The organism is Chitinophaga sp. H8, from assembly GCF_040567655.1.
GTDB lineage: Bacteria > Bacteroidota > Bacteroidia > Chitinophagales > Chitinophagaceae > Chitinophaga > Chitinophaga defluvii.
On the sequence record NZ_JBEXAC010000002.1, the window covers coordinates 2,879,002 to 2,892,307 of the forward strand.

A 13,306-nucleotide genomic window follows, 5' to 3' on the forward strand; every position below is an offset into this window, starting at 1 on the left:
TTTTAAGCCTCTTTTAGTGCTTTGCCCACCAGAGTGGTGTCAGTACTGCATCAGGTCCGTTCAGGAAAGATACAGCCTGTTGATAGCCTTTAGCACTGTTGTTCTGCAGGCTGGCAGGATATCTTAACCTTTGCGGGAAAAATTTGATATTGCTGGTAGTATAGTTACTATTGTTCAATGCCGGTAAGTTGGGCAATGCTTTTTCAATCACCGGATTTTCAAAGAAAGGCAATCCTAATCTTCTCTGATCGTTCCAGGTTTCCAGTGGCAGCCAGGGGCATTGCGCAATGAACTTTTGGGTGATGATTTTAGTCAGAAGATCATTCTTTACACTACCGTTTTTGTAAAGGGTATTGCTGGGGTAGCTGATATTAACAGTACCCGCTGTATTGGTATAACCATCTTTAAAGTTCATAGTACGGAAGGCAGGAGGTTCGGCAGTATGGTTCCAGCTCACGGAAGTACCTACCCTGTTGTAATCCTGAGAAGTAAGGTAAGCTGCGAGATGAGCCGTTACACCCCAGTATTGGAAACTGGACTGTATGCCTGCTTCATAGGCTTCTTTGGCCCCGATGGAAGTAGCCCAGCCTCTTACACTGGCTTCTGCCAGCAGGAAGTAGGTTTCCCAGGGAGCAAAGAAAATACGCTCTGAAGTACTGGTCCGGAATTTATGAGACATACGCGGCATTGTACCTTCATAGGTATATACTTTATTCATCGCACCCTTTTCAGCCCAGTCGCCCGTAGCGGATGCATTCCAGGTATATTTGGCATCAATTTCCTTTACCACCTTACCAGTAGCATCTTCCAGGTTTCTTTTGGTATCCTTTGTAACGCTGGCATCGGGGAAAGGGGAAAAATCAGGGTTGGTAAAATCTCCGGGAATAATAAATGCTTTGTAAGCGCGGGGGTCAATTATTTTTGGCAAACCATCCAGCCAGTAGCCTGCAGCAGGGTCATTGGTTTTGCTGGAAAAATGGTTGGCAAATTTAAGCCCCATCCAGTCGGCAGGCTTGATAGCCGTGTGGAAAGAGGCATCTAACTGCACATCAGAAGTAACCCCACCCAAGCCAACATACAAGTTGTTCAGGCTGGCTGATATCAGCTGCGAATTCCAGGAACGGCTCATGACACCAGTCAGGTCGTCCCATCCGTCTTTCTCTTTTACTTTGAAGGCATCAGCCATATCTGTGATCAGCAGTTTGGTAGCCACTGCTGCTTCAAATTCAGTTTTCGCTTTATCCGGATCTACTTCAGATAAGCGCATGGCTAAACGCATACGCAGGGAATTGGCGTATCTTTTCCACCTGTTGTAGTTGAAACCATAAGCCGGATCAAAATCCTTCAGCGTTTGAGGATTGGCTACATTTTCATCAATGGCAGCTTCCGCTTCTTTCAATTCGTTAAGGAGGTAATAATACACATCTTTTACCTGGGAAAATTCCGGGTTCACACCTTGAAAGGCTTTGATGGGAATGGGGCCAAAGTTATCGCTCATTTCACTCATTAGGTAAGCACGCCATATACGTCCTATCTGCAGCAGATTTTTGGTGTGAGGCTGCGCGTTATTGGCGGCGATCCTTTTTTCAGCCAGTTCTATAGCCAGGTTAGCGGCATTCAGCCAGCCGGATACTCCATTGTAATAGGCTGTAGTCCAGTCATCATTATAACCACCACTGGATAAGCCACCCTGGCGGTGCTGGTGCCCGGCTGTTTTCCAATATAATACAAAAGAACGCTCTGCAATATCAGGGTTCATCTGTGCACCGGTAATAGATCCATTAAGTGCATATTCTACCTGAAGCTGTTCTTCATTGGCAGACTTGGGATCAAAATTTGTTTGTTCAAATTTGGAGCAGGCCTGCATCATCAGGCTTCCGCCTATCACAACACATGCGCTTTTTATAATACTTTTCATAAAATGCTTTTTCAATAATTAGAAACTAACAGATAAGTTAAACAGGTAGTTGCGGGAGGTAGGAGCACTACCACTTTCAAATCCTGTTGCATTTGTTCCTGTTGCATAAACAGATTCCGGATCAATACCCTTGATATGGCTGGAGATCAGCCATACATTGTTGCAGGAAAAACCGATGCTTGCCCGCTGGATAGGTGTTCTGGAAAAGAGTTTGGCTGGCAGGTTGTAAGACAGCTGTACATTTCTTAAACGTACATTGGATGCATCATACAGGTTGGCCTCTGCAATCCCGATGTTATTAACACCTACTGCTTCCCAGTAATCCTGAGGTTTTACTGCGATGGTACTAGGTTCGTACTGGTTGGTATTAGGATTTAAGATAACCCCGTCCACTACAAATTTGTCACGTTTTCCATTTACCACTGTTTCGGCAGCTGTACCGGATTTCTGCATCGCTACTGTGGTTCCGGAAAACATTTTTCCACCAAAGCGTGCATCTATCAGGAAGCCTAATGACACACCTTTATAAGTAAAAGTATTGCTTACACCCAGTAAGCCATTTGCCTGCTGATTACCCAGCCTTACTTTTTCACTGGTAACCAGTGGTAAACCTGTTTCACTCAGCAGCAGCTTACCGAAGTAAGGGCTCTTTTCATCTGTTACTCTCTGATAGGCAGTACCCCAGATTTCGCCATATTTCTGACCGGCAGCAGCATAGATCTGTATGTTGTCATACCCACCTAAAGGATAATAATCAATGCCCGGCGCAATTTCCTTTACTGTGTTCTTGTTGGTGGAGAAATTCACATTCATATCCCAGGCTACTGCTTTGTCCAGGATGCGGGCATTCAACATTAATTCAATACCCTTGTTTTCTATATTGCCGGCATTAATTTTCTTTTTCTCATATCCACTGAGCGGATCCATGGGCAGATCGATCAGCTGACGGGTAGCATTTGATTTATACCAGGCAAAGTCTATACCCAGGCGATTGTTGAATAAGCGTGCTTCAGCACCTACTTCCAGGGATTTAATCAGCTCACTTCTTACGTTAGGATCATATAATACTTTCTTGCGCTTAACAGTAGTATTACCATTAGGGTCTTTAGCCACTTCATAGGTATTGTACAGGTTGTAAGGCGCCAGGTCATTACCAACCTGTGCATAAGACGCTCTTACTTTACCGTAGGATACCCAGCGTGGGGCACTGCCGCCCATTCTTTCAATCATATCTGTTACAATCAGGGAGGTACTTACAGAAGGATAGAAATAGGAACGGTTACTTTGGCTCAGGGCAGATGACCAGTCATTCCGGAAGGTAGCATCTATAAACCAGTATGCATCCCAGTTCAGACCAATGGTACCATAGGCAGAGTTGATCTTCTTTTCTGTATAGATCTCACTGATGCTTGGGTTGCTGGTACCATTTTGTATAGAGAACAAATCCGGAATCTGCAGTTTGGGAACATTAATGTTCATACTGCTTCTTCTCTGTTTCATCAGATTACCTCCTAAGGTGATAGCACCTCCTAATTTGCCAAACACCTGGTCTTTTTTGGCAGTAATTAAGGTGCTGTAGTTGGTTTCACGGAAAGTTTCCTTGCCGGTACCATAGCTACCGCGTACTTCTATCGGGCTACCTGCATAGAGTTTGGATTCTGTTTCAGTAGTATACATATCCGCACCTCCTTTGATCTCTGCATTCAGCCAGGAAGTAAATTCATATTTCAATGATCCGTTCATTAAGAAACGGTCCCTGATATCCTGATTAAGGTTGTATTGCTCATTCCAGTAAGGGTTCACCATTTTATCATACTTGTACCAGGTCATTTTTCCGTCAGCATCTTTAGGATTGCTGAAATCACGGATGTTGATGTTTGCTGGTAAAGAGTAAATGGTGTTAAATGGGTTGGATGCATTTGCACCGCCCTGAGGCCGGTTTACCGCATTGGAATTGATATACTGGATCTTGGTATCAGTAGTCCAGCGTTTGCCTTCTCCAAATTGAGAAACTGCGCGGGCTAACAGGTTGGTACGGGTTAATTTGCTTCCCGGAATGATACCTTCATCAGTTAAGCGGGTAACGGATGAATAGATGGCGGTAGAATTGATTTGTTGTTGAAATGAGATACTGTTTTTAAAATTGATTCCGGTATTGAAATAATTTTTAAGGTTGTTGTAAGACCCCATTTTAACTTCTTTCCCTTCCCAGTTTTTTACTGTCTGGCCGGCAATTTCAGGTCCCCAGCTCAGGTCGGAACGTTCATCATATGCGCCGTCAGTACCCTGACCAAAAGTGCGTTGTCTTTCAGGGGAAGTAAAAATGGTAGAAAGCCCAACAGTAGAAGTATAGGTAATACCAAGGCCTTTTTGTTTTTTACCGCTTTTGGTAGTGATGAGAATAACACCATTACCGGCACGGGAGCCGTATAATACGGCAGCAGAACCACCTTTTAATACAGACATGCTTTCAATGTCGTCCGGATTAATATCAGACAGGCCATTACCCATGTCTTTGGAAGGGTTCCAGTAATCGTTATTGTCTGCACCTGTAACGTTGTCCATTGGGATACCATCTACAACAATCAGCGGCTGATTGGATCCGGTAAGGGAATTGTTACCACGCAGTACAATCTTGGAAGAACCTGCAGGACCGTTACTGGAACGCATCACCTGCAACCCGGCTACTTTACCGGATAAGGCATTGGTTACATTCGTTTCGCGGGCACTGGTCAATGATTCACCGGATACTTCCTGTAATGCATAACCCAGGGATTTCTTTTCTCTTTTAATACCGAGGGCGGTGACTACCACTTCTCCCAGATTCTTGTTATCGGCAGCCAGTGTTACATTAATAGCGGTTTTGCCTGCAACACTAATTTCCTGACTCAGAAAGCCTATGCCGGAAAGTAACAGCGTACCGTCAGGAGCCATACTCAATTTGAAGTTCCCTGTGCCGTCGGTGATAGCACCGTTTTTGGTACCTTTTTCCTGAACGCTGATCCCAGGAACAGGATTTCCTTCGGCATCCTTTACATTTCCTGACACTATTTTTTTATCCTGCGCAAAGGCCATCAGGCATGCAGATAGGAATAGTGACAAAAAGATTACTGATCTTTTCATTATACACTGTTTTAAATTGGTAATTACTGTTTTTGTATTATTTGTTGAGTAGTAGAAAGCATTGGAACCCTGTCATATCGCGGCATATCTCTGTAAATAATTATGTATAGCTAAGCCTGGTTAACCAGGTTCGCATACAGGTTAAGTAAATAAAGTAAAACGATTTAGCAATTGTTATAAAAAAAACACCGTTTCCGGTTGTTTACATCATGGTTCCGTTAATTCAGGTAGAGATATTAAATAACAAGCATTCCCAAATAACAAGTGTTTCCGTTAATAAGTATTTCCTATAACAAGTGATCTTCTAATAACAAGTGAAAATTGACCTAATAAATTTTTGAGGAGCCAAACTTAAGGAATGTTTTTCCATTACACAAAAATTATGTTAATTTTTGCTTAATTTTTATGAAATGGCTTGCCTGGCGTAAAGATGCTATCGTTATAATAAAAAATTATTTTATGTGATCCCCCTTTTTCATGGTATTGTCATACATCATTGTTACTTATTGGCCCTGGAGTTAATACCAAAATTTTCCGTACATTCATTCTTCATCAAAGAAAAGGAGGTATTCATGGAATCTACAGTATGTACATGGACACCAACAGTTAGTTTCGCCTAACAGGGTTGCTCCATTAAAAATAGCTGTTTGACGCAGATGCGTCCTGGCCACCGGTTATCCGGTGGCCTTTTTTTATGCCCTTTTTTCGTTACGTACTACTACTGAGTTGTGAGAATGCGTGAAAACCTACAATCCTGCAACCCCTTCACTACCTAGTTTTGTAAGGAATAATTGTATACCCTGAAACAGCAATTTATCAGCCAGGATCAATAACAAGATCATACACAATGCCAATGTATGCAGCGCTGTGCTACAGCATTTCAATACTTATCTATGAATTGAATTACACAATTAAAAATAACAACATGAAGAAAATGTTATCCGCTGTATTGGCGATGATATGTTTTTTACTACCATTGATGATACAAGCCCAGCAAAAAACAGTTACCGGAAAGGTGACAGATCGTAATGGCACTCCCTTGCCTGGTGCAAGTATTGCCATCCTGAATGGCCGGCAGGGGGTGGTGACAAATGCCGCCGGGAAATTTGAAATAGCTGTTCCCCCGGATGCCAGGCTTACCGTTTACTACACGGGCTATAAAACAAATACTATAAAGGTAACCGCCGGCACCGATCCGCTGAACATTATACTGGAAGAGGATGTGGCGCGTTTGGATGAAGTGATTGTAACGGGGCTTGCTACTACGGTAAAACGCAGGAATTCAGCCAATGCTGTCGCTACTGTTTCTGCCAGTGAGCTGGCAGGGATTTCTCCCGCCCAGACTTTTGATGCTGCACTGAACGGCAAAATAACGGGTGCCAATATCGTGGCCAACTCCGGTGCACCTGGTGGGGGTATTTCTGTTAAACTAAGAGGAGTAACAACCATTTATGGTAATACAGAACCCTTGTATGTAGTAGATGGGGTGATTGTAAATAATAAAACTATTTCCGGTGGGATGAATGCGGTTACTGCAGCAGAGAGTGGCGGAACAAATACTTCTACACAGGATAACGGGTCCAACAGAATCGCAGATATTAATCCCGCAGATATAGAGAATATTGAAATCCTGAAAGGCGCTTCAGCAGCAGCCATCTATGGATCGCAGGCAGCAGCCGGCGTGGTGGTAATTACTACTAAAAGAGGAAAGGCAGGCAAAACAAAGATCACGGTTACACAAGATATAGGGATACAAACTGCCAGGAAATTAATGGGAGTACGGCAGCTGAATGAAACTATTGTGGAAGAAACATGGGGGCCTTCCGGCCTCACCCGTTATAAAGCGGCTGTTGCTGCAGGGAAAATATATGATTATGAAAAAGAGATGTACGGAGAAAAAGGGTTTTTGCGTAATACTACTGTTTCCATGAGTGGCGGCAGTGACCGGACAACTTTCATGTTCAGCGCAGGTATGCGTAAGGAAGACGGTATTATTTTACGTACCGGTTATGCTAATAACAACCTGCGACTGAATGTAGATCATCGTATTTCAGACAGGATAAAAATTGGAGTAAGTACTGCTTTTATTAATTCTTCTGCAGACAGAGGATTGACAAATAATGATAATACTGGGGTGTCTTTTGGATCTGCATTATCCGGAACGCCCAGCTTCATAGAATTACACCAGGATGCAAGTGGAAATTATCCCCGGAACCCGATGGCCAGCTCTAATCCGATAGAAACACGCGATAAGATGACAAACAATGAACTGACCAATCGGGTGATCAGTGGAGTAAACCTGGAAGCTACTTTACAGCAGTCGGAAATAGCTACCACAAAATTTATAGCCAGAGGAGGTGTAGATTTTTACAACTTCAAAACAAAGGTATTATTCCCAGCTTCCCTACAGTTTGAACGTGTGAAAAGAGGGCATAACATACAGGGAAATGCCAATAATACCTTTACTAACTGGGCCGGTTTCCTGGTAAATACTTTTACCCCTAATACTAATTTATCCTTCACCACCAGTGCAGGACTCACCCATGAATATGCCAGCTTTGACCAGATACTTACGCTGGCCACACAGTTGGTAGGTACACAAACCAGCAGCGATCAGGCCGCCGCACTGGACATTACACAAACACGCAACAGCTCCCGTAATGATGGCATTTTTGTGCAGGAAGAAATCGCTTTTAAAGAGTTCCTGAATTTTACCGCAGGGGTTCGTTTTGATAAATCTACCAACAATGGAAAGTACCGGCAGTTTATTGCCTATCCTAAAGCAAATATTGCCTGGAATATCTCTAAAATGGGGCAATGGGAAAATGAAACCGTCAGCGATCTGAAACTGCGGGTGGCTTATGGTGAAGGGAACAGCCTGCCTACTTTTAGCAGCCGTTTTACCACATTACCTATTGATAACATAGGTGGAAAAAGTGGTTCCCTGATTAATATCGTGCTGGGCAATCCTGATATTATGCCGGAACGTCAGACCGAGCTGGAAGGAGGCGTGGACGTTAGTTTCCTGGGAGGTAAGATAGGGCTGGAAGCTACTTATTACAACAAGGTGATCAAGGACCTTTTGTTGCTGAGTGATTACCAGGGCGCTACGGGTTTTGGTACAAAATGGGTTAACGGAGGCCAGCTGCGCAATACCGGTTTAGAACTGGGATTAAGAACTGTACCAGTAAATAATGCGCAGGTGAGGTGGTCCTCTAACATCAATTTCTGGAAAAACCGTTCAGAAGTATCCGCACTTACTGTTCCTGCATTTGATCCGGGAGGCTCGTTCGGTGCTACCTACGGTACTTTCTTTGTGCAAAATAATGCTACTGCTACCCAGATAGTGGCAGTGGTAGATGACGCAGGTACTACTGCTAAAGTAGGAGATACGGAACCCGATTTTCAGATGAACTTCTTTAATGACCTCACGTTATTTAAAAACCTCAGCCTTCGTTTTCTGATACATTGGAAAAAAGGAGGAGATAATGTTAACCTCTCGCAGTTGTTGTTTGATGGAGGAGGTACCAGCCCGGATTATGATGAGGCAGCAGGAGATGGCAAGCTGGGAGAAGGGCGTTTATTGGGGTTCCATAGTTATGTGCAGGATGCAAGTTATGTACGCATACGCGAAATAGGGCTTTACTACCGTATCCCGGTAAAAATGAAGTTTATGGAAAGCATTACGGTAGGAGCTTCTGCGAATAATTATTTCACATGGACCAAATACAAAGGATATGATCCCGAGGTATCCAATTTCGGCGCAGGTTTTTCAACAGGGGTAGATGTGGCACCGTTTCCATCGTCTAAACGTGTACAATTCCACCTGGCATTGAATTTCTAATCTGACTGTTAAAAAATGAAACGCATGAAACCGAACATAAATATGATGCTTTTGCTGGTGCTCACCGCCTGTCTGCTTGGTGCTTGTAAGAATGAGCCCATACTTAATCCCAATGCTCCTACTATGGATGAGATCATTAAAAATCCAACCGTAAATGAGCTGAACAACCTGGTAGTTGGTACAGAATCCGGTATGCGTAAAGGGCTGGATTTTTATACGGAGATCACCGGCATTTTTGGCCGGGAGATTTATCGTTTTGCGGCTTCCGAGCCACGCTATACTCAGGAGATGATGGGTGCCGGCAACTCTCAGCTGGACAATACTTCCTTTTATGCCAATAATAGCTGGCTGTACAGATATAATGTGGTAAGGAATGCCTATCTGCTCATAGAAGGTACGCAAAACTCTACCTACATTACCAATGAAAAGCAGAAGAAGGGATATTATGGTTTCGCCAAAACCATCATTGCTTATCAGTTGTTGCTGAATCTGAACCTAACGTATGCCAATGGTATCAGAACAGATGTGAAGGACTTCCGCAAATTAGGTCCTATTGTGAAAGAAGAACAGGCACTTACAGATATAGCTGCCATGCTGAAAGCGGCCAGGGAGGATCTGGCAGATGGGGAATTCCTGTTTGAGTTATCCGACGGGTTTACCGGCTTCAAAGATATCGCCGGATTTACGAAGTTTAATTATGCATTGGCGGCACGTGTAGCCATATACCGCAAGCAGTGGGCAGAAGCACTGACTGACCTGCAGGGATCATTCCTGGACCTGGCAGGCGATTTGAATACTGGTGCCTATCATATCTTTTCCACTGCGGCGCACGATATCACCAACCCTGCATTTTATGAGCGTAATGAATCCGGAGATATCAGACTGGCACATCCATCCTATGCGGCGCAAATAGCGCCGGGGGATGACCGTATTGACAAAACTGCCCTGAGAGATGATCCGGCTACAAAAGATGGGCTTACCAGTGACCGGGATTTCTGGATCTATCGCTCAGAAACTGCTCCTGCCGCAATTATCCGCAATGAAGAACTGATTCTAATTTATGCGGAAGCGAAAATACAGTTGAACCAGTTGCCTGATGGCAAAACGGCTATAGACAGGATCCGGAAAGCTCATAACCTGGCACCATACGGAGGGGCGTTGGATCAGGCCCCATTAATCACGGAAATGTTGACGCAACGACGGTTCTCCCTTTATGGGGAAGGACATCGCTGGGTAGATATGAGAAGATATAACCGGCTGGCTACACTGCCCATTGACAGGCCCAATGATGATGTATGGCCTCAGCTGCCTTTACCATTGGCAGAAGTAGGGAACTAGGGGGAAGTAGGAATAAGACTCAAAAGAGGTCGGGTAAAAGCAGGTTGCTGCTTACCCGGCCTCTCGGGCTTTTATTGTGGGCCGTTAGTATTTTATATACTTTGTTATTTATATTTGCAGGATATTTTTAATCCCTTATGCCAATATGAAAGCAATACTCTTATTTGTTAGCCTTATCTGTGCCATACCCGGCCTGTTAAGTGCAGCTGGCCCCGGCCCTGAAGTAAAACTGAGCAAATCTTTTGCAGAACCAGTAGATGGAAATACCAGACTGCTGATGATGAAAAACGGCAATACGCTGTTCTTCCACTTTATGCCTAAAGGAGGCATCAAGGTAGCTGTTTATGACAGCACCGGAAAACAGAAGAGAACTAAAATACTCACCGGTAAAGAATGGGATGCGGATGATCTGGCAAAAGGTACACTGGGTGGCCTGTATGAAATTAACGGCAATGCAGTGATATTCCTGGTACAGATGGTAAAGAAACGGCTTTCACTTATACGGATAGTGATAGATCCTCAAACAGCTGCGGTAAAGCAGGAAGATAATCTGGCCGCGTCCTTTAAGTATAACATCTTTAAAGGATATGCTATGTTCTTCGGAGGGGTGGCTATGCCGGAAATCAGGGTGGAAAAAGATCCCGAATCGGATTATTATGCGATCTGTGTTTTAAATAGTTTTTCCTCTGATCGTAGTAAACGTCTGGAAATAGTGCACTATGATGGTACCCACCAGGAAATTAACCGTGCCTTTTATGATTCTCCCAATGGTACGTATAAATATATAGATCCATTGGCAATGTATGTGCATCGGGATGAGTTCGTATTTATTAGCTCATTTGGATATAATACCGCTACTTCAGGGGGAAAAGACAGTCGTATCATCATCTCCCGGCTGGATAAAGGGGCCACTAAATTTGATCACCAGCTATTGGACTATACAGACGATTTCAGTCATGTGGAAGCGGCCCTCCAGTATGATACTACCGAAAGAACAGTACAAATGCTAACGCTTACAACGGTGGAAAGGATAAAGGAGCTTAAGGGAAAGAATGCGAGGAATACCTATGCCACGATGCTTCATTTTATTGATCCGGCAAAGCTTACCGTAAAACATAAGCATTTCCTGGAAAATACCTATGCCTCCTCCTATGCACAGGAAAAACTAGGATATAAGCATTCCTACACCGGCATTCCGCAAAATTTTGTAATTAACCCGGACCATTCTATTACGGTGATGTCGGAAGAGATCGTTCAAACTACCACGAGCTCCGGTAATACTTCCAGTACGACCACAGACCTTGGAGATATTGGCATTTCCAGATATGATAAATTAGGACAGGAAGTTGGCGGCTTTGCGGTAGCTAAAAAGCAACAGGTGACGGGGATAGTAGAGCCCCTCTATATATACCGTAAAAATCATGGTGCATGGTCTTTTCGTACAGGGAGCATATTTTTTACCACCGGAATCAGTAATAAATCTTTCTTCTCTTACGAATATGTACACAGTGGAGATGCTGAATATGTGCTGTTCAATGACTACGTTAAAAATACGGAGGGAAAAGAAACCTCCAAAAGTAAAAAGACGATGCGTTTTGTGAGTGGGACCAATACCATCTGTTATCAGAAAAAAAATAACCAGGTAGAGAAATTCTATCTGTTTGGTGATCCAGGTGAAAAAGAAGTGTCCCGCTTTGTTATTCTGGAGGGATCGGCAAGAAGTCCTGACCAGAAAACCTTTGCTACCATTATGCTGGAAAATAACGGCAATAGTAAAAGGGCGTTTGTTGCCTGGATTAAATTCTAACCCTTTTCACCCCATCCATAATTTATTTAGAAACTTACGCGGATTTTTTTCCATCTTCCTGTTCTGATATACAGGAAGATGGAAAAAAATATCTTGTTATTCCCGGTATTCCTCTTGTTGTGGATACCATACACAAAAGCACAATCCCAGGCTGTTACCAATGAACAGCGGGCAAAGGCCTTACAGGAGGCTATTTATAAGCATTTATATAATAGCAGCACACAGCTGTTTATTCAAACCAATGTGCCTGCCAAAAATCATAATCTGCATGCTGATCTTTGGGGACTATGTGCCATGATACAGGCCGCCAATGAGATGGAGGCCCTGGACCCTGCCCAGGCATATATGCCGCCTGTAGTAAAGGCGATTGACCAGTACTATGATCCTGCTCCTCCTGCACCTGGATTTGCTTCTTATGTGATGAAGGAAAGGCAGGAAGATAGGTATTACGACGATAATCAATGGATTGGTATTGCTTATATGGATGCCTACCGTCGTAATAAACAACCCGCTTACCTGGATGGCGGCAGGATGATCTACACTTTTATGATGACAGGGTATGATACTGTTTCCGGTGGTGGGCTATACTGGCGGGAAAAGGATCTTACCACCAAAAACACCTGTTCCAATGGCCCTGGTATTTTGCTGGCCCTGCAACTGTATGCAGCCACCCAACAAAAAGGGTATCTGGATACTGCACTATTACTGTATACCTGGACCAACCGGCATTTGCAGGCCGGAAACGGTGTATACTGGGATGCTATCAAACCTTTGCAACACCGGATAGATTCGGCGACGTATACCTATAACACGGGTACTATGCTGGAAGCTAATGTAAAACTGTATCGCCTAACAAAAGAAAAACGCTATCTACGGGAAGCACAGCGGATAGCAGCAGGCAGCTATGATCATTTTATCAAAACCGGTAAACTAGGTACCGCCTACTGGTTTAATGCGGTACTATTAAGAGGATATGAAGCACTATACCAGATAGATAAAAACAACAAATATCTGAAAGCCATGCAGGAGTATGCGGACCATGTATGGGAAAAGGAGCGGAATGAACAGCACCTCGTGGGACGTAAGCCGGAAAAAGAACTGCTGGCGCAGGCAGGGATGCTGGAAATATATGCCCGGCTGGCCCGGCTAAAAATACAATAGTAGGATCGTAAAAAAACAGCCACCTTATCATTATCCCGTTATTTACTCCAATTGGGAAAAATATATCCGTTAATAAATTCCGGATATAGTAAACCATTGATATACTATTGAAATA

6 protein-coding genes are annotated in these 13,306 nt (G+C 43.7%); 4 read left to right on the forward strand and 2 right to left on the reverse strand.

Annotation, left to right across the window (positions count from 1 at the left end):
• Nucleotides 1-13: 13 nt before the first annotated feature.
• On the reverse strand, nucleotides 14-1,918 hold the full coding sequence (locus ABR189_RS25515) for a SusD/RagB family nutrient-binding outer membrane lipoprotein (protein WP_354663319.1): 1,905 nt from the start codon (nucleotides 1,916-1,918) through the stop codon (nucleotides 14-16).
• Nucleotides 1,919-1,936: 18 nt separating this feature from the next.
• Complete coding sequence (locus ABR189_RS25520) at nucleotides 1,937-5,041, reverse strand: SusC/RagA family TonB-linked outer membrane protein (protein WP_354663320.1); 3,105 nt, start codon at nucleotides 5,039-5,041, stop codon at nucleotides 1,937-1,939.
• 925 nt (nucleotides 5,042-5,966) lie between these two features.
• Between ABR189_RS25520 and ABR189_RS25525 the strand changes: the two genes are divergently transcribed.
• The 4 genes from ABR189_RS25525 (at nucleotide 5,967) to ABR189_RS25540 (ending at nucleotide 13,191) form a co-directional block, all read left to right on the forward strand.
• Complete coding sequence (locus ABR189_RS25525; protein ID WP_354663321.1) at nucleotides 5,967-8,885, forward strand: SusC/RagA family TonB-linked outer membrane protein; 2,919 nt, start codon at nucleotides 5,967-5,969, stop codon at nucleotides 8,883-8,885.
• Nucleotides 8,886-8,909: 24 nt separating this feature from the next.
• Nucleotides 8,910-10,223, forward strand: a complete 1,314-nt coding sequence (locus ABR189_RS25530) for a RagB/SusD family nutrient uptake outer membrane protein (RefSeq protein WP_354663322.1) — start codon at nucleotides 8,910-8,912, stop codon at nucleotides 10,221-10,223.
• 145 nt (nucleotides 10,224-10,368) lie between these two features.
• Entirely contained in the window at nucleotides 10,369-12,030 is a 1,662-nt protein-coding gene (locus ABR189_RS25535; protein WP_354663323.1) for a hypothetical protein, read from the forward strand.
• Nucleotides 12,031-12,108: 78 nt separating this feature from the next.
• A complete protein-coding gene (locus ABR189_RS25540; RefSeq protein ID WP_354663324.1) occupies nucleotides 12,109-13,191 on the forward strand; it encodes a glycoside hydrolase family 76 protein in 1,083 nt (360 codons plus the stop codon).
• Nucleotides 13,192-13,306 lie beyond the last annotated feature (115 nt).

Coding starts and splice junctions, on each gene's coding strand:
- ABR189_RS25515 (WP_354663319.1), bottom strand. CDS start 1,918: ATGAAAAGTATTATAAAAAGCGCATGTGTTGTGATAGGCGGAAGCCTG.
- ABR189_RS25520 (WP_354663320.1), bottom strand. CDS start 5,041: ATGAAAAGATCAGTAATCTTTTTGTCACTATTCCTATCTGCATGCCTG.
- ABR189_RS25525 (WP_354663321.1), top strand. CDS start 5,967: ATGAAGAAAATGTTATCCGCTGTATTGGCGATGATATGTTTTTTACTA.
- ABR189_RS25530 (WP_354663322.1), top strand. CDS start 8,910: ATGAAACCGAACATAAATATGATGCTTTTGCTGGTGCTCACCGCCTGT.
- ABR189_RS25535 (WP_354663323.1), top strand. CDS start 10,369: ATGAAAGCAATACTCTTATTTGTTAGCCTTATCTGTGCCATACCCGGC.
- ABR189_RS25540 (WP_354663324.1), top strand. CDS start 12,109: ATGGAAAAAAATATCTTGTTATTCCCGGTATTCCTCTTGTTGTGGATA.